General features: G+C 72.2%; 13 protein-coding genes and 1 pseudogene. 7 read left to right on the top strand and 7 right to left on the bottom strand.

Going from position 1 to position 17,121, the window contains the following annotated elements:
* A partial coding sequence (locus G3I54_RS15860; RefSeq protein WP_203686357.1) for an exopolysaccharide biosynthesis polyprenyl glycosylphosphotransferase occupies nucleotides 1-1,299 on the top strand: 1,299 nt, incomplete at its 5' end.
* Nucleotides 1,300-1,376: 77 nt separating this feature from the next.
* Here G3I54_RS15860 and G3I54_RS15855 read toward each other — a convergent pair.
* Nucleotides 1,377-2,360 (bottom strand): GDP-L-fucose synthase, encoded by a 984-nt coding sequence (locus G3I54_RS15855; RefSeq protein ID WP_164615217.1) that lies wholly within the window; start codon nucleotides 2,358-2,360, stop codon nucleotides 1,377-1,379.
* Nucleotides 2,361-2,474: 114 nt separating this feature from the next.
* Here G3I54_RS15855 and gmd point away from each other — a divergent pair, with 114 nt between their 5' ends.
* The 4 genes and pseudogenes from gmd (at nucleotide 2,475) to G3I54_RS15835 (ending at nucleotide 7,784) form a co-directional block, all read left to right on the top strand.
* The gene (gmd, locus tag G3I54_RS15850; RefSeq protein WP_164615236.1) at nucleotides 2,475-3,488 is read left to right on the top strand and encodes a GDP-mannose 4,6-dehydratase; all 1,014 of its coding nucleotides are present in this window, start codon (nucleotides 2,475-2,477) and stop codon (nucleotides 3,486-3,488) included.
* Nucleotides 3,489-3,883: 395 nt separating this feature from the next.
* Complete coding sequence (locus G3I54_RS15845) at nucleotides 3,884-6,142, top strand: LamG domain-containing protein (RefSeq protein ID WP_164615215.1); 2,259 nt, start codon at nucleotides 3,884-3,886, stop codon at nucleotides 6,140-6,142.
* A 3-nt stretch (nucleotides 6,143-6,145) separates the two neighbouring features.
* Complete coding sequence (locus tag G3I54_RS15840) at nucleotides 6,146-6,880, top strand: hypothetical protein (protein WP_164615212.1); 735 nt, start codon at nucleotides 6,146-6,148, stop codon at nucleotides 6,878-6,880.
* A pseudogene (locus tag G3I54_RS15835) lies at nucleotides 6,877-7,784 on the top strand (glycosyltransferase family 2 protein). Before G3I54_RS15840 ends, G3I54_RS15835 begins: the two are co-directional and overlap by 4 nt.
* Here G3I54_RS15835 and G3I54_RS15830 read toward each other — a convergent pair.
* On the bottom strand, nucleotides 7,729-8,892 hold the full coding sequence (locus G3I54_RS15830; RefSeq protein WP_164615208.1) for a glycosyltransferase: 1,164 nt from the start codon (nucleotides 8,890-8,892) through the stop codon (nucleotides 7,729-7,731). The pseudogene G3I54_RS15835 and the gene G3I54_RS15830 sit on opposite strands and share 56 nt — an antisense overlap.
* 108 nt (nucleotides 8,893-9,000) lie before the next feature.
* Between G3I54_RS15830 and G3I54_RS15825 the strand changes: the two genes are divergently transcribed.
* Entirely contained in the window at nucleotides 9,001-10,533 is a 1,533-nt protein-coding gene (locus G3I54_RS15825) for a hypothetical protein (protein ID WP_164615206.1), read from the top strand.
* A 26-nt stretch (nucleotides 10,534-10,559) separates the two neighbouring features.
* Here the strand turns inward: G3I54_RS15825 and G3I54_RS39005 are convergent, their stop codons facing one another.
* The 4 genes from G3I54_RS39005 to G3I54_RS15805 form a co-directional block, all read right to left on the bottom strand.
* On the bottom strand, nucleotides 10,560-11,513 hold the full coding sequence (locus tag G3I54_RS39005; protein WP_239144390.1) for a hypothetical protein: 954 nt from the start codon (nucleotides 11,511-11,513) through the stop codon (nucleotides 10,560-10,562).
* A gap of 86 nt (nucleotides 11,514-11,599) precedes the next feature.
* On the bottom strand, nucleotides 11,600-12,850 hold the full coding sequence (locus G3I54_RS15815; protein ID WP_164615204.1) for a hypothetical protein: 1,251 nt from the start codon (nucleotides 12,848-12,850) through the stop codon (nucleotides 11,600-11,602).
* Complete coding sequence (locus G3I54_RS15810; RefSeq protein WP_164615203.1) at nucleotides 12,847-14,550, bottom strand: CpsD/CapB family tyrosine-protein kinase; 1,704 nt, start codon at nucleotides 14,548-14,550, stop codon at nucleotides 12,847-12,849. Before G3I54_RS15810 ends, G3I54_RS15815 begins: the two co-directional genes overlap by 4 nt.
* Nucleotides 14,547-15,809 carry a glycosyltransferase gene (locus G3I54_RS15805; RefSeq protein ID WP_164615201.1) on the bottom strand — a complete coding sequence of 421 codons (1,263 nt, stop codon included), beginning with the start codon at nucleotides 15,807-15,809 and terminating at the stop codon, nucleotides 14,547-14,549. Before G3I54_RS15805 ends, G3I54_RS15810 begins: the two co-directional genes overlap by 4 nt.
* Before the next feature lie 153 nt (nucleotides 15,810-15,962).
* On the opposite strand from G3I54_RS15805, the gene G3I54_RS15800 reads away from it, so the two are divergent.
* Nucleotides 15,963-16,412 carry an adenylyltransferase/cytidyltransferase family protein gene (locus tag G3I54_RS15800; protein WP_030079843.1) on the top strand — a complete coding sequence of 150 codons (450 nt, stop codon included), beginning with the start codon at nucleotides 15,963-15,965 and terminating at the stop codon, nucleotides 16,410-16,412.
* Here the strand turns inward: G3I54_RS15800 and G3I54_RS15795 are convergent.
* Nucleotides 16,381-17,115 carry a CDP-alcohol phosphatidyltransferase family protein gene (locus G3I54_RS15795; protein ID WP_164615199.1) on the bottom strand — a complete coding sequence of 245 codons (735 nt, stop codon included), beginning with the start codon at nucleotides 17,113-17,115 and terminating at the stop codon, nucleotides 16,381-16,383. The genes G3I54_RS15800 and G3I54_RS15795 overlap by 32 nt on opposite strands.
* Nucleotides 17,116-17,121 lie beyond the last annotated feature (6 nt).

Below are 17,121 nucleotides of genomic sequence, written 5' to 3'. Positions count from 1 at the left end.
GACCAGCCCCGCCCGGTGGCCGCCGCCGCGGTGGCGGGGCTGCTCTGGGCCGGGCTGCGCGCCGCCCGGGGGCGGTACACCGACCCTCCGAGGACCGAGCCGGGCGGTGCGCTCGGCTCGGTCGGTGACTGGCTCGTGCTCATCGGCCTGCTGGCCGTGCTGCACACGGCGGCGGGAAGCCCGGTGGACCCGGCCACGGCGGTCGTGGCCGTCGCGCCGGGGCTGCTCGTCGCCACCGCGGTGGCGGGGCTGCGCCGGTGGCCGCTCTCCGGGCGCCGGGGCCACCGGGTCCGCAGGGTGTTGCTGGTCGGCGAGGCGGCGGGCGTGGACCGGGCGGCCGGGCTGCTCAACTCCCGTACGGATCACGACTTCTCGCTGGTCGCCGCGATTCCGGTGGGCGCCGCCCGGCTGGAGCTGGACGGCGTGCAGATACCGGGGCGCCTCGCGTCCTGCCCGGCCGATGACGATGTGAGCACGGTGCTCGGCGGGGTCTACGCCCACGAGGCGGACCTGGTGCTGGTGGCTCCCGGGCCCCAGCTGACCGGCGACCGGCTGCGGCGGCTCGGCTGGGGGCTGCACGACGGGGGCGTCGCCCTGGCCGTGCTCTCGGAGCTGTCCGGGGTGGCGGCCGAGCGGGTGCGACCCGCCACGGCGGGCGGGCTCACCCTGCTGCACATAGCGCCGCCGTTGCGGGGCGGCCCGCAGGCGGTGTTCAAGAACGTGCTGGACCGTGCAGGCGCCCTGTTCGGACTGCTGGCCCTGGCACCGCTGTTACTGACGGTGGCGCTGAGCGTCCGGCTGTCCTCGCGGGGGCCGGTCTTCCACCGGCAGGTCCGGCAGGGGCAGCACAACCGCCCGTTCACGATGTGGAAGTTCCGCACGATGGTGGCGGACGCGGAGAAGCTCAAGGCGCAGCTGGTCGCGGCCAACGAGGTCGACGGGCCGCTGTTCAAGATGCGGGGCGATCCTCGGGTGACGCCGGTCGGGCGACTGCTTCGGCGCACCTCGATCGATGAACTCCCGCAGCTGCTCAATGTGTTGCTGGGTCATATGTCGCTGGTCGGTCCGCGGCCGCCGCTGCCGGAGGAGGCCTCGCGCTACGACGAGCGGGAGCATCGCCGGCTCGCGGTGAAGCCGGGGCTCACGGGCCTGTGGCAGGTGAGCGGCCGCTCCGACCTGAGCTGGCAGGAGGCCGTCTCGCTCGACCTGTGGTACGTCGACAACTGGTCGGTCGCCGCCGACATGGGACTCCTCGCCCGCACCGTGCGCGCCGTCACCGACGGCCGCGGGGCGTACTGAGGGCGGGGCGGGGCGTGCGGATGCGAGGAGCAGCACCGGTGTGCCGCCGTGAGACACCTCACGGCGGCGGCGAACCATCACTGTCCGGGCGGGAGTTGGCCGAGCCACCAGGCGTAGGTGCGGGCGACGCCGTCACGCAGCGGGATCTGCGGCTTGAAGCCGAGGGAGGAGAGGCGGGTCACGTCGAGCAGCTTGCGGGGCGTCCCGTCGGGCTTCGACGTGTCCCAGCCGATGCGCCCTTCATAGCCCGTCACATCCCGTACGGTTTCGGCGAGTTCGCGGATCGTGAGGTCTTCGCCGCAGCCGATGTTGACGGGCGCGTCTCCGTCGTACGCCTCCAACAGGCGTACGCAGGCGGCGGCGAGGTCGTCGACATGGAGGAACTCGCGGCGCGGGGAGCCGGATCCCCACAGGGTCACCTCGGGCGCCCCGTCGCGCCGTGCCTCGTGGAAGCGGCGGATCAGCGCCGGCAGGACGTGCGAGGTCTCCAGGTCGAAGTTGTCGCCGGGCCCGTAGAGATTGGTGGGCATGGCGCTGATGTAGGAGGCGCCGTACTGCCGCCGGTAGGACTGGGTCTGGACGATTCCGGCGATCTTGGCGAGGGCGTACGCCTCGTTGGTGGGCTCCAGCTCGCCGGTGAGCAGCGCGTCCTCGCGGATCGGCTGGGGTGCGAGCCGGGGGTAGATGCACGACGAGCCGAGGAAAAGCAGCCGCTCGGTCCCGGCCGCGTGCGCGCCGGCGATCACGCTGAGCTGGATGCGCAGGTTGTCCTCCAGGAACTGCACCGGATACGTGCTGTTGGCCATGATCCCGCCGACCTTGGCGGCGGCCAGCACCACGACGTCCGGGCGGACCTCCTTCAGATACGTCTCGGTCCGCGCGGCGTCGCGCAGATCGAGGAGGTCGCGGCCGCGGGTGAGCACCTCGTGGCCGTCGTCGGCGAGGCGGCGGGCCACCGCCGAGCCGACCAGGCCGCGGTGTCCCGCGACGAATATGCGGGAGCCGGGCCGCAGTAGGGAACGGGCGGATTCCTGGTGTGGGACGGGGAGTTCGGTCGTCATGGCTCGGATTGTGCCAGCAGAAAAGGACTGCGGTGACACTTTGCCGCAGAACGCTCCAATTCCGATATGTCGGTGAACGTCGCCGTCGAGGCGATCAGCAGAGAAGGGGGAATCGTGGCGAAGACCGCGCTCATCACCGGAGTGACCGGCCAGGACGGTTCGTATCTGGCCGAGTTGTTGCTCGACAAGGGGTACACGGTGCACGGGCTCATACGGCGTTCGTCGAGCTTCAACACCGAGCGGATCGACCACATCTACCAGGGTCCCGAGGAGCCGGAGCGCTCCTTCGTCCTGCATCACGCGGACCTCTCCGACGGTGTCGCGCTGGTGAACCTGCTGCGCGACATCCAGCCCGACGAGGTCTACAACCTGGGCGCGCAGTCGCATGTGCGGGTGTCCTTCGACGCCCCGCTGTACACCGGTGACGTCACGGGGCTCGGCACCATCCGGCTCCTGGAGGCGGTCCGGGCCAGCGGTATCCAGACCCGGATCTACCAGGCCTCGTCCTCCGAGATGTTCGGCGCCAGCCCGCCCCCGCAGAACGAGAAGACCCCGTTCCACCCGCGCAGCCCGTACAGCGTGGCGAAGGTCTACTCCTACTGGGCCACGGTCAACTACCGCGAGGCGTACGGCATGTTCGCGGTGAACGGGATCCTCTTCAACCATGAGTCGCCGCGCCGGGGCGAGACCTTCGTGACCAGGAAGATCACCCGGGGCGTGGCCCGGATCAAGGCGGGGCTCCAGGACCGGCTGCACCTGGGCAATCTGGAAGCGGTCCGGGACTGGGGGTACGCGCCGGAGTACGTGGACGCCATGTGGCGGATGCTCCAGTGCGACACCCCCGACGACTATGTGGTCGCCACCGGCGAAGGGGTCAAGGTCAGCCAGTTCCTGGAGTTCGCCTTCGAGCACGCGGGCCTGGACTGGCGCGAGCATGTGCGCTACGACCCGAAGTACGAACGCCCCAGCGAGGTCGACGCGTTGATCGGCGACGCCTCGAAGGCCGAGGAGCTGCTGGGCTGGAAGCCCGAGGTGAAGTCCCGGGAACTGGCCCGCATCATGGTCGACGCCGACATCCGCCAGCTGGACGACCAGCTGACCGGGGCCGCCGTCCGGGTGGACCGATGACGGGGCAGGACCGCTGCCCCGGTGGGCCGGTGTACGGGCGTGGCCGTGACGTGCGCCGCTCCCCCGGCGGCCGGGCCGGTCCGCTCCGCCGTCGGGCCGCCGTTCCCTTACCGGACCGACAGGACCGTGTGACCGCCGACGCCCGTACCGGGCCGGCGGCCACCCATGACTCCCGGCCGGCGCTCGCCGCGCCCGTGCCCGGGACGATCACCGGCGCCACCGCCGATCTCCACCGACCGCTCGGTGGAGCTCAACGCGCCGGCCACGGGCGGGGCCACGGCCCCGCCTCCCCACTCGCCCCGATCGGCGGCGGGACGAACCGTCCCCGCGGCCGGTCGGGCGAGGCAGGATCCGCGGCCTCTCGGCCGCAGCTCGAATCTCACCTTCGGAGCTGAATGATGAACGGAAGTACGGGGCAGAGAAGCGGAGGGCGCGGCCGTGTGCGGGCCGTGTCCGCCGCTCTCGGCCTGCTGGCCGGAGCCCTGACCGCGACCGCGGTCGGGCCCTCTCCGGCGGCGGCGCTGACACCACCGGTCGCCATCACCGCGGACGACCTCACCACCTGGCAGACCAACGGCATCGTCTGGTCGATGGCCGCCGGCGACGGCGTCGTCTACGCGGGCGGCACCTTCTCCACCCTGCGGCCCCCCACCGCGGCCCCCGGCACGAACGAGCGGCCCGCGGTGAACTTCGCCGCGTTCGACGCGGCGACCGGGGCGCCCACCGACTGCTCGCTGTCCTTCACCATCTCCTCGGGGACCGCGACCGTACGGGCCCTCGCCCTCTCCCCGGACGGCGAAACCCTGTACGCGGGCGGCCAGTTCGGTGCGGTCAACGGTGTCGGCGTGAGCAACATCGCGGCGATCGACACCGAGAGCTGCACGGTCCGCAACTCCTTCAAGATCGGGGTCTCGGCGACCGTGCGGGGGCTCGCCGTCACCGACGACACGGTCTATCTGGCGGGTGACTTCACCACGGTCGGCGGGCAGACCAGGAGCCACTTCGCCGCCGTCACGACCGGAGCCTCACTGCTGCCCTTCACGGCCAACGCCGACGAGGTCGCACGGGCCGTCGAGGTGACTCCGGACGGGCGGAACGTGCTGCTCGGCGGGGACTTCTTCCGGATCAACGGCACGAACACCCACGCACTGGCCGTCGTCGACGCCACCACCGGACAACTCACCAAGTCCTACCCGGGGTTCATCCACAACAACTCCACGGTCCAGGACATCACCACCGACGCCGGCGGCTTCTACACCGGCAACGAGGGCACCGGCGGCGGTGTGTTCGACGGCCGTATCGCGCTGAACCTGAACAACTTCGAGCAGCGCTGGCGGGACACCTGCCTCGGCGCGACCCAGGCCGTGCTGGTGCACTCCGGGGTGCTGTACAGCGGCAGCCACGCCCACGACTGCGCCAGCATGGGCGCGTTCCCGGACCAGCCGCGCAAGCACCTGCTGGCCCAGTCGGTCGACGACCCGAAGCTGCTGCCCTGGTTCCCGGACACCAACGACGGGATCGGGGAGCCGGTCGGGCCGCGCGTGATGAGCCAGACGAGCAGCGGCGGCCGCCACTACCTGTGGGTGGGCGGCGAGTTCACCACCGTCAACACCAAGCCGCAGCAGGGTCTGACCCGGTTCGCGGACGGCCCGGACACGGGCGTGCCCTGGGTGCCCAATGTCAGCCTGTCCACGCTGACGCCCGGGCAGATCGAGGTGAACTGGCAGACCAGCTTCGACACCGACGACGGTGAGCTGACCTACCGGATCTACAAGGACGGCTCCAACACCCCGATCCACACGACGACCGGCTACTCGGTCTTCTGGGACCGGCCGCAGCTGACCTGGAAGGACACCGACGTGGCGCCGGGCGAGACCCACTCGTACCGGATCACCGCGAGCGACGGCACGAACACCAGCGCCAAGTCCCCGGCCCAGTCCGCCACCGTGGCGAGCGCGACGGAGGCGTACCCGGCGCGGGTCAGGTCCGACGGAGCGAGCCTCTACTGGCGCTGGGACGAGGGCACCTCCACCTTCGCGCACGACAGCAGCGGCAACCTGAACAACGGCTTCATGCGCAATGGACCCGCCTACCGGCAGACCCCGGCGGCGGTCGCCGGGCCCTCGACGGCGATCGGGTTCAACGGCGCCGACGAGTACGCGTACAGCAACCGGCAGCACGCGCAGCCGGCCCGGTTCACCATCGAGACCTGGATCAAGACCACCACCACCCGGGGCGGGAAGATCGTCGGCTTCGGCAATCTGACCCAGCAGAACAGCAACCGCCACGACAAGCACATCTACATGCGCAACGACGGACGCCTCGTGTTCGGCGTCCAGAGCAGCGGGGCCCGCACCGTCGCCACATCGGCCGCCTACAACGACGGCCAGTGGCACCACGTCGTCGCCACCCAGGGCCCCCTGGGGCAGGGCATGGCGCTGTACGTCGACGGGCAGCTGCGCGCGTCGAACATCCTGGTCACCGGCAACGAGAACTACCCGGGCTACTGGCGGGTCGGCGGGGACAACCTGTCCGGCTGGCCCAACCGGCCCACCAGCAACTTCTTCGCCGGACAGATCGACGAGACCGCCGTCTACCCGACCGCGCTGAGCGCTTCCCAGATCAGCGCGCACTACGCCCTGAGGAACGGCTGAGAGATGAGAAACCCGTTCCTGGCCTGCGCCGCCGTCGTCCTGACGGCGGCGGCGCTGGCCGCCTGCGGCTCGTCCGCGGACGGGAACGACCCGGAGGCCGCGGGCGCCCAGCGCCCCGCGGCCTCCGGGTCCGCCGTCCCCGGCCCGTCCGCCACCACCACGGCCCCCGAGCCCGCCACCCCGCCCACCGAGGAGCCGGCGGCCTCGGGGGCGTCCGCTCCGGCCGCCGCGGCCGAGGGCCCGAAGACGCCCGTCGACGAGATCACCCCGGCCACGGGGACGTTCACCAAGAAGCAGAAGGAGTATCTGAAGGACCGGGTGCCGAAGGGGATGGACCCGGCGGCCGTGCTCCAGACCGGCCAGGAGACCTGCGACAAGCTGCGCTACCTCGTCAAGGCCGACCGGGACACCGCGGTCGGCGCGATCGTGACGGGCGAGATCCCCGGCGCGAAGGACGCCGTCGCCGGGCTCTGCACCCAGCACCAGGACCTGGTCGACGAGGCGGCGTACGCCTACCCGGACGGCAAGCACTCCGGGAAGAAGCTCCGGCCGGGCGTGTACCGCTCGGCCTCGCCCACCACGGACTGCTCCTGGCAGATCGAGGGGGCGGGCGGCAAGGAGCTGGCCCGGGGAACCTCCGACACGGGGAAGTCCCGAAAGATCACCATCCCCGATTCCGCCCGTACGTTCACGTCCACAGGCTGCTATGCCTGGCTGCCCGAAGGAGCCGAGGGATGACCACAGGTACGCCGAAACTGCCGATAGCCGTGGCGATCCCCACGAAGAACGAGGGCCTGAACATCGCGGAGGCGGTGAAATCGGTGCTCGGCCACTTCGAGGCGGTCGTCGTGGTGGACTCCCACAGCACCGACGACACCGTCAAGATCGCCGAGGAGTGCGGGGCCGAGGTGGTCAGGTACACCTGGGACGGTGGCCATCCGCGCAAGAAGCAGTGGTGCCTGGAGAACGTCCGCACCGATCTGAACTGGATCCTGCTCCTGGACGGCGACGAGCGGCTGAGCCCCGGGCTGCTGGCCGAGCTGCGGGAGACGTTCCGCGATCCGGCGGCGCCGAAGCCGGCCGCGTACGACATTCCGCTCGGCTACTGGTTCTCGGGGAAGCGGCTGCGGCACGGATACACCATCCGCAAGCGGTCGTTGACCGACCGGACCCGCTGCCACTACCCGGAGGTCGGAGACCTGGACGCGCCGGGCATCGGGGAGGTGGAGGGCCACTACCAGCCGGTCGCGGCGAGCGTGGGCACGCTCAGCCACCCCATCGAGCACCAGGATCTCGACCCGGTGACCGCCTGGTTCGAGCGGCACAACCGCTACTCGGACTGGGAGGCCTGGCTGGAGCACCACCCCCGGGTGAAGGAGCAGGTGCGCCAGGTCAAGTCGCGCCAGGGGCAGTTGTTCCACAAGGCGCCGTTCAAGCCGGTGGTGTCCTTCGCCTACATGTATCTCTACAAGCGGGGGTTCCTGGACGGCCGGGCGGGGTTCGACTTCGCGCTGGCGATGAGCTTCTACCGCTGGCAGATCGCGCTCAAGTCCCGCGAGAAGCCGATCCGTTGAGCGACGCGGTGCTCACCCTCGCCTCCGGCGGACCACGTCCTCGTAGGTCCGCCGGAGGGTGGCGGTGACGGCCTCGATGGTGAACCGCTCGTTCACCAGCTCCCAGGCGGCCTTGCCCGCCTGCTCGGCGGCCTCCGGCTCCAGCAGTTCCAGGATCGCGTCGGCGACCTTGCGGGCGTTGGCCGCGTCCTCGCCGACCCGGCTGTCGATCACCCGGCCCGAGCCCGCCCCGGCCACATCGGGGGCCTGCCCGCAGGTGCGGGTGATGACGACCGGGGTGCCGACCGACATCGCCTCCAGCACCGAGACCGGGAACGGCTCCTCGATCGCGGGCAGCACATACACATCGGCCTCACGGTCGGCGGCCAGGACCTCGTCGTGCTCCAACGGACCGACATGATCGAGGGATTCGGCCACCCCGAGCTTCCGGGCGAGCGCGAGGGTGCCGGCCAGCGCGCCGGTGTCGGGACCGGCCAGCACGAAGCGGGCGTCCGGGTGGCGGGCGAGGACGTGCGGCATCGCGGCGACGAAGTCCTCGGGCCGCTTGCGCGCCTGGATCCGGGCCAGATACAGCACGGTGGGCGGGCGGCCGGGCTCGCGGGCGGGCTTGCGCTCCTGCGGGCGGACCCCGTTGACCAGCCGTACGGTACGGGTGAGCGGGACGGGGGCGGCGACGGCGTTCACGTCGAGCCGCTCCATCTCGGTCAGATGCAGGACGGCGTCCGCCTCGCGCAGCACCTTGCGGACCCCGAGGAGGTCGGTGAGCTGGGCGACCTTCTTCTCGGTGGGGTCGATCATGCCGTGGGTCTGGACGACCAGGGGCGTACGGGTCGCGAGCGCGAGGAGGGCCGCGGGCAGGGTCACCAGGTCCCGCATCAGATGGACGTGGACGAGGTCGGCGCCGCGCATCATACGGCGGGCGGTGTTCAGCAGCCCGGCGGAGGTGATGCCGCTGACCTCGAACATCGGGAGGACGTGCCGGGCCTGGAAGAGATGGACCGGAACTCCTTCCACTTCGCTGGGCAGTTCACCGTCGGGAAAGCCGTCGCCGAGGGCCATGACGCGCGCGTCGTCGCCGTTCGCCCGCTGGACCTTGGAGAGGTTGAACGCCACTCGCGTCGGACCGCCGAAGGCGTGGTCCGGGGTGTGGAGCGTGACAACGTGCAGGATTTTCACCAGAGTTCCCCTCGACTATGGCCAAGTATTCACAGCGTAGTCATCGGCCCCCCTCAAGTGGGCTGATTCGTTAGAGTGTTCAGCGGTTCGCTGATCCCGGGGGGGCGCATGACGTCGGTGCACACGTCGGCGCGGGAGCAGGCCGCTCCCACGGTCGTGGGCTCGCAGGGACCAGGGGTTCCCGATGGCCCGCCGGAGCGGCCGATCGCCTGGTCGATGCTGTCGCGGGCGCTGTCCGTGCCGCTCATCCTGGGGCTGGTCTGCTTCCTGCCCGCGGTGATCGCCGCCCAGCCCGGCAGCGGGGTCCGGGACACGGCGTACTGGCTCCAGCTGGTGCTGACCTGCTACGCGGGCGCCCGTCTCGCGACGATGATCCTCTCCACCCGGCGGCGGCTGCTCCAGGGCGTCTTCTGGATGTTCGTGTACATCGCGATGGGCGTGGCGCCGTTCGCCCAGGTGGTGATCGGGCAGACGCCGACGCCGATGGTCGGCCCGCGCCAGGACCTGGTCACGGCCATCGCGATGGTGCTGGTGGGGTGTGCCGCCTACGACCTGGGGGCGCTGCTGGCCTCACGGCGCCCACTGCGCCGCCGGACACCCTCCGCACGCGGCTCGGGCGGCGGGCCCGCCGTCGCCCATCCGCTGCGGCTGCGGCTGCTGGTACTGCTGGCGTTCACGGCGAGCGCGTTCTACGTGATGAAGCTGGGCGGGCCCACGGTCTTCTTCGCCAGCAGGCAGGAGATCAACGAGACCGTCGCGGCGAGCGGAGTCGTCACAGAGGGGTCCAATGTGGGCTCGGCGTTCCTCAAGGGCTTCGGCCAGGTCCCGGCGCTGCTGGCGCTGCTCTTCTACACCCGCCGCCTGGCGACCTCCTACCGGGCCCGGCGCAGACCGTCGACGGTGCTGGTGTGGGTGGCGCTGGCGGCGTTGAACCTCCTGGTGAACAACCCGATCTCCAACGCCCGTTACTGGTTCCTGACGGTGGTGGTGGCGTTCGTGTTCGCCGCGTTCCCGAGCAGTGCGGCGGTCTACCGGACGGTGCTGACGGCGGGCGTGGTGGGGGCGCTGGTGCTGTTCCCGTACGCGGACAGGTTCCGGTACGAGGAAGGAAGCCAGCGGTCCGTGCAGTCGACCTCGGTCTTCGATCCGCTGGTGACCAAGGACTACGACCAGATGGTCATGTTCGCCAACACCATCTCGTGGGTCGACACCCGGGGCCACACCTACGGCCGCCAACTGGCGGGCTCCGGGCTGTTCTTCGTGCCGCGCGCGGTGTGGAGCGGGAAGCCGGAGGACACCGGGGTCCGGGTCGGGCAGTGGATGGGGCTGCGGATGACCAACCTCTCGGCCCCGCTGTGGACCGAGTTCTGGGTCGATCTCGGCGCGTCCGGCATGATCGGCGGGATGGCGCTGATCGGCTACGCCTCGGCCCGCACCGACCGCCGCTACGCCCTGGCCGTCACCCGGGCGGGGCCGGGCCCCGGGAGCGTACTGGCCATCGCCGCGCCGCTGATCGCCGGATACACCTTCATCCTGCTGCGCGGCCCACTCCTCCAGGCGGCGGGGAAGCTGGCCATCGCCGCGCTGTGTCTGCTCGCGATAGCCACGTTCAGGGAGCGGCGGGCAGGGCGTCGGCGCTGAGCGCGCCGACCGGTCCGCGACGAGGGTCAGGCCTCGACGCGCACCCAGGTGTCGCCCGCCCGGAGCCAGAGGAATCCGTCGCGGCCCTGGCCGCAGTGCATGACGACCCGCCCGGGCGTCCGGAGGCGGGCGCGGTCGGTCACCGACCAGGTGTCGCCGCCGAGTTCGGCTCGGAGGAGTTCGGTGAACCGCTTGTTGTGGTCCCGGCGTGTGAAGACGGCCCGGTTGCCGCGGACCGCGAAGCCGTCCGGCTGCTGAACGGGGCTGCGGTAGCTGGTCACAGCACCGGTGGCAGGTGTGATCCGGGTCAGGAAGGTGCCGCCCCTGGAGCTGCCGGGGTACCAGACGAGCCAGGCCCGGTGGTCCTCGGTCGCGGCGGTGCACCCCTGCAGGGGGTGGTCGGGCAGCCGTCCGCCGGGTGACCAGGTCGCCTCACCCCGGAGGTTCCAGCCCGCGAGGCCCTCTCCCGACTCGGGGTGGCCGCCGTAGATGCCCTCGTCCCCGTAGGCGGTCCAGATGGATCCGTCGGCGTCGGTGACCAGGGTGGCGATGTCGTCGCCGAGGCAGAACTCGGCTTCGGGAGAGCCCGACGCGGAGAACACCACGGCGTTGGCCCGCCAGGGTTCTCCGTTCTCGCCGTGCGACGTACGGCCGTTCACCAGCAGGAATCGGGAGTCCGGGAGCAGCGCCAGGTGGCTCGGGCGGATCCGGATGTCCGAGACCCGGGTGCGCCGCTCTTCCTGGTCCGTGATCGTGACCAGCTCGCCCGTGAACGGGATGTCCGGCCGCCACCCGGGCCATCCCCTGGGATACCGGCCACGGCCCAGGTGCTTCAGGGACACCAGCAGGACCGCTAGCTCACCGGCAGGGCCGACGGTCCACCAGAGGGCTCGTCGTCCCCGCACGGCGTCGGCGGTGGGAAGGCGCCACACCCGGTGCATCGTGGGACCGGGGCGGTCGGTCGTGGAGCGCAGATTCATGGACGGTCGCCTCTGGGACTCCGAGGGCGCGGCCGCTCGAAGATCACGACTTTACCCGTCCCGGCCCGGGAGGCCCAGCCTCCGTTTCAGGCCCGCCCACCGACCGCGTCCTCGGCGGTCGCCACGGCCCGGTCGGACGCCACCGTGCGCCGGCGCAGCCGCGCCACCCTGATCCAGGTGGCGACCGCCTTGCAGAGCGAGCCCAGGAACAGCCCCCAGGCCGCGCCCGGGACGCCCCCGACGACGTAGCCGCCCGCGAGGAACGCCACGGCGGTGAGCGAGAAGACGACCTGGATGGCGAGTGTGGTGCGCGGGTCGAGCATGCGCAGGGCGAGCAGGCCGCAGGTGCCGACGGCCATCGCGGCGTACTGGCTGCCCGTCGCGGGGAGCAGGGCGGCGGCCGTGGGCCAGGTGTCGCCGAGCAGTTCGCGTCCTGCGGTGTCGGGCAGCAGGGCCAGCACGGTGGCCCAGAGGGCGGCGGTCGCGGCGAGGGCGGCGGCGAGCACCGCGGTGGCCCGGATCCGGCGGCGCTCGTCGTCGATGCGGCCGAGCAGCGGCGGGCCGAAGGAAGTGGCCGAGGTGTAGAGCACGTTGAGCGGGCCGAAGAGGGTGGTCGCGCCGCGCAGCGCGCCGACGAGGAGCGGGTTGCCGACCGCGCCGAGGCCGAGGACGGACAGCTGGCCGGCCGCGTTGCCCACGCCGAACTCGACGGTGAAGCGCTGACCGAGGTGGCCGCGACGCAGCATCGGGCGCAGTCGCAACGGGGATCCGGCGGTGGCCCGGTGGAGGAGGGCGGCGGACAGGAGCAGGGCGGGCAGGGCGGACAGGCCCCAGACGGCGATCAGACGGGCCGGGGAGGCCCCGTAGTCCTGCACGGAGAGCGCACCGAGCACGCAGGTGAGCCGCAACAGGTCGGAGGCCAGGGCGAGATGGGGCTGCTGGAGCGTGGAGAAGGCGTACCGCACGGCGTCCTGTCCCAGCACCACGGGAAGCACCAGGCCGAGCATCAGCAGGGCGCGGGCGGTGTCGCCGGGGACGAGGACGCAGACGGCCGCGAGCGGTGCGCCGAGCGCGGCGGCGGCGAGCACGGTGAAGGTGACGGCGGACCGGCACGCGCCCCGGGTCTCCTCCCCCGCGCCGCGCTTGAGGACCAGCGGCTGCCCGGTGTACGCGCCCGAGACGCCGAGGAGCACCGTGAAGACCAGGTAGACCGCGGAGAAGCGGGCGAAGTCCGAGAGAGTGGAGAGCCGGGCGGCGGCCACCAGCACCAGAATGTTGGTGAGCGCCGCCACGCCCTGGTCCGCGACCGCGCAGAGGACGGCGGTGCGGGCTCTCACCGGCGGGCGGCCGGCAGGTTGATGGAGCGCAGGCCGAGGGTCTCGGCGGGGTCGCCGGTGAGCTCGGGCGCGTCCGCCTCTGCCGCCGGGGCTCCGCCGCCACCGCCCCCGTCGCCGCCGGTGGAGCGGCGGCGGGAGGGCTTGGCGCGGCGATCGGCCCGGCGCAGGCGGCCCCGGCCCGGGTGGAGCAGGGCGCCGAGCACGGCACCGCCGGAGGCGCCGATGATCTCGCGGATGCGTTCCAGGTCGCTGCGGTGCACCTCGCGCGGGTCGCAGACGATCATGACGCCCTCGACCCGGTCGACCAGGGCGACGGCGTCCGCGTAGGACAGGACGGGCGGGGCCAGGACGATGACGACGACGCCGGGCCGCTCGGCCTCGGCGACGATGCGGCCGACGGACGGTGAGGTCAGGGCGCGTGGGACGTTGTCGGCGGTGGTGCCGGGGATCAGCGCGAAGGCTCCGGAGCCGGGGACGTCGACGTTGGAGCGGCCACCGGTGGGCCAGCTGCCGTCGCTCTCCTCGGCGGCCCAGCGCGGCGGGCGTACCTCGTGGGCGGCGGAGCCGAGGTCGTCGGCGAGGGACGGGGTGCGCAGATCGGCCTCGACGAGCAGCACGTCGCGGCCCATCTCGGCGAACGCGGCGGCCAGGTTGGCGGCCGCGGCGGCGGCCGCCGCGTTGTCGCCGCGCGGGGCGGTGACCAGCAGGCGGCGGCTCTCGGCGAAGGAGGGGTCGTAGGCGAGCCGGAAGGCGACGGCGCGGTACTCCTCGGCGAGCCGGGAGCCGCCGCGGCCGATGGCGAGCAGGCTGCCGGCGGCGGCGCGTTCCCGGGGCAGGGTGCCGAGCAGGGGTGCGCCGAGCGAGCGGACGAGCTCGCGGGTGGAGCGTACGGCGGGGTCGAAGACGAGCCGCACCCAGGAGAGCAGCAGCCCCAGCGCGAGGCCGACGACACCGCCGAGCCCGAGGAGCAGGGGCAGTCCGGGGCCGGTGGGCGAGGTCGGGGCGACCGGCTTCTTGTTGAGGTAGCCGGGGGTGGTGTCCAGGGCCTTCAGCTCGGATATCTTCCGGCTCAGCTCGGAGATGGAGACGATGATGTTGGCGCGGGCGCTGCTGACGTCGTCCGCCGCTCCCGTACCGGCCTGCTCCTCCAGCAGGTCGCGCTTCTCCTCCAGCGGCTTCAGCTGGGCGCGGTAGCCGCTCGCCATGTTCTCGATGCTCTCCTCGGTGCGCGCCTTGCGGTGGGCCAGGTAGCCGTTCGCGAGGGCTTCGGCGCGGGCGCGGGCCTGCTCGGGGGTGGCGCCGGTGTAGGAGAAGCGGAGGGTGAGGGTGTTGGGCGGGTTGGTGACCTGGAGCCCGGCCAGCAGCTTGCGTGCGGTGACGTCGTCGCCCGCCTTGAGGAGGGTCCCGGCGGCCAGGGTGCCCACGGTGTCGCTGACGGCGGTCTGGCGTTCGGAGCCGATGTTGATGCCCTTGTCGGCGGTGGATCCGGCGGCGAAGGGGTCGGAGATCGCGGAGCGGACGAGGACCTCGCCGGTGGCGGTGTAGGTGTCCTCGCCGCCGAGGGCGAGATAGCCGCCGCCGAGCAGGCCGATGATCACGCCGGAGGCCAGCAGGGAGCGGTAGCGCAGGAGTTGGCGGAACTGGTCGCGCAGGAGCGCCGGCTCGTCCTGGTCGTCCGGGGCGCGGTGCTGTGGCGTCATCGGCGGGAGCTCCCTTGTGCGTCCGGCAGGGCCTCGGCGAGCAGGTCGTCGAAGCGGGCGAGGCCCGCCTCCCGGCTCAGATGGCGGGCGACGTAGCGCGGGCCCTCGGCCCCGAGGGCGTCGGCGGCGGCCGGGTCGGCGGCCAGCTTCCGCACCGCTTCGAGCAGGGCGGCCGGGTCCTCGGGGGCGACGAGGAGCCCGGCGCCCGAGCGGCGGACCTCGTCGGCGGTGCCGCCCTCGTCGGCGACGGAGGCGACCACGGGACGCCCGGAGGTGAAGTAGGAGGTGAGCTTGGAGGGGACGCTCATGTCGAGGACCGAGGCGCGCTGGGTGACCGCGAGGACGTCGGCGGCGGCGAGGACGTCGGTGAACTCCTCGGCCCCCGCGGGCTCCAGGAACTCCACGTTGGGCAGCCGGTCGGCGCGGGCGCGCAACGCGTCGCGCTGGTTGCCGTCGCCCATCAGGACGACGCGGACGTCGGGGGCGAGGCGGGCGGTGTCCACCAGGACGTCCAGGCCCTGCTTGAGGCCCATGTTGCCGGAGTGCAGGATCACCGGGGCCCCGTCGGGCCAGCCGAGCCGGGCGCGGGTCGCGGCCCGGTCGGCGGTGGGGCCCTGTACATGGGTCCAGTTGGGGACGAGGCGGATGCGGCCGGGTTCGACGCCGAGGGCCCTGACGCCGGGGACGAAGCTCTCGTGGATGACGCCGACGAGGGCGGCCCCGCGCAGTGCGTACCGCTCGGCGGCCGCGGCGACGGCGGCGGCCCGGCCGCCGCCCCGGATGCCGCTCTGCGCGGCGGCGGCGCCCATCAGGTCCTGGACGACGGGGAGATGGGGGACGCGGTGGTGCCGGGCGAGGCGGGCTCCGATGACGCCGCCGGCGAGGCTGGGCATCTGGGAGATCACGGCGTCGGGGCGTCCGGGCGGCGGTGCGAACAGTCCGGTGGCGAGCACGCTCGCCTCGAACGCGGCTCTTTTCAAAGCGGTCTGACGGGGTGGCACATAGTGCCGGCGTCGGTGCACCGCGACGCCGCCGCGTATCTCCACCGTCCGCCAGACGCCTCGATACTCCTCGTCGAGCCGCCAGGACGGGTAGTGCGGCATACCGGTGAGCGCCCGTACGCGGGCGCCGGACGCGGCCCAGTGCTCCGCCAGTTGGGTGGCGTACGGGCCGATGCCCGTGAGCTCCGGGGCGTAGTTGGTCGAAACCACCAGAAGCCGGCGGCCTCGCAGCGGACTGGGCCTTGATGTTTCGGACATCGGACGATCGCCTTCCCCCCCCACGACAACCGCTGCCCCCACCGGGGAACAGCCCCTGCCGAGCTTATCCGTTCACGGCTTGCACAAGTGTTCTTCACAGTAAGGTCGTTGCAACATCACCGGATCACGTTCACCGTGGGGGGAGAGATACGGATGGTGCAGCACAGGGTGGGTTACGCACCCGGGGTGTACGACCTGTTCCACGTCGGGCACCTCAACATCCTGCGGCACGCCCGCAGTCAGTGCGACTACCTGGTCGCGGGGGTCGTGTCGGACGAGATGGCGGCCCTGGCCAAGGGGCACACGCCGATGATCCCGCTCCGCGAACGACTGGAGATCGTCCGCAGCGTGCGGTTCGTGGACGCCGCGTTCGTGGAGACCGTGCCGGACAAGGTCGAGACCTGGCAGCAGGTCCGGTTCGACGTGATCTTCAAGGGCGACGACTGGCGGGGCACGGAGAAGGGCCAGAAGCTGGAGCGCGACTTCGCCGAAGTCGGCGTGGAGGTCGTCTACTTCCCGTACACCGTGCACACGTCCAGCACCCAGCTGCGCCGGGCGCTGGACGTGCTCGTCAGCCGGCCCGGAGCGCTTTCAGCTCCCTGAACCACTTGGCGAGGAAGGCCGCCAGGAACAGCGTGTGCACCACCGCGAGCGCGGCGTACCCGGCGCGGAAGGCCCCGGGTGCGCCGAGCAGCAGGAACACCAGGCAGAACACCCCGTAGTCGGCGGGCAGCAGCGCCACGGCCCGCACCCGGGACACCGGCTCGGCGGGCGCCGCCCAGGACGGGCCCCGGGCGCTCGCCGCGGCCTTGCCGAGCTGTTCGCGCAGCAGCCCCGCGCAGAAGGTCACCACGGCGGCCAGCTGGAAGCCCAGCGGCAGCAACAGCCATGCCTCCGAGGGAAGTTCGCCGAAGCGGTAGAAGGAGATCAGGACGGCGGCGTGGACGAGCAGCAGCTTCCCGCAGTCCACGACATGGTCCAGCCACTCCCCGTCCGGCCCGCCCCGACCGGTGAGCCGGGCGAGCTGCCCGTCGGCGGAGTCGAAGGCGAAGCCGACCGCGAGCGCCGCGTAGACCAGGACGCCGAGCGTCCACGACGGCTCGACGAGCGCCACCGATGCCAGCGCGCCGTAGGTGAACAGCGCACTGGTCAACGTTACTTGATTGGGCGTCATACCCGCCCGATGGGCCCCGGCCGCCAGCACCCGCCCGGCGGGCCGGTTCACGTACCGCGAATAGATCGAGACGCCCTTGGCGCTCTTCTGTGCGCCGCGCAATTCGCGCAGCACTGTGCCCGTGCTTCCCACTACGCC

Source organism: Streptomyces sp. SID14515 (assembly GCF_010548505.1).
Classification (GTDB): domain Bacteria; phylum Actinomycetota; class Actinomycetes; order Streptomycetales; family Streptomycetaceae; genus Streptomyces; species Streptomyces caviscabies.
This window is presented reverse-complemented; position numbering and strand designations above follow the sequence as displayed.

Bases quoted from the DNA above. Each gene is read 5' to 3' on its own strand.
- G3I54_RS15845 (WP_164615215.1), top strand. From the start codon at position 3,884: ATGATGAACGGAAGTACGGGGCAGAGAAGCGGAGGGCGCGGCCGTGTG.
- G3I54_RS15840 (WP_164615212.1), top strand. From the start codon at position 6,146: ATGAGAAACCCGTTCCTGGCCTGCGCCGCCGTCGTCCTGACGGCGGCG.
- G3I54_RS15825 (WP_164615206.1), top strand. From the start codon at position 9,001: ATGACGTCGGTGCACACGTCGGCGCGGGAGCAGGCCGCTCCCACGGTC.
- G3I54_RS15855 (WP_164615217.1), bottom strand. From the start codon at position 2,360: ATGACGACCGAACTCCCCGTCCCACACCAGGAATCCGCCCGTTCCCTA.
- G3I54_RS39005 (WP_239144390.1), bottom strand. From the start codon at position 11,513: ATGAATCTGCGCTCCACGACCGACCGCCCCGGTCCCACGATGCACCGG.
- G3I54_RS15805 (WP_164615201.1), bottom strand. From the start codon at position 15,809: ATGTCCGAAACATCAAGGCCCAGTCCGCTGCGAGGCCGCCGGCTTCTG.
- G3I54_RS15810 (WP_164615203.1), bottom strand. From the start codon at position 14,550: ATGACGCCACAGCACCGCGCCCCGGACGACCAGGACGAGCCGGCGCTC.
- G3I54_RS15800 (WP_030079843.1), top strand. From the start codon at position 15,963: ATGGTGCAGCACAGGGTGGGTTACGCACCCGGGGTGTACGACCTGTTC.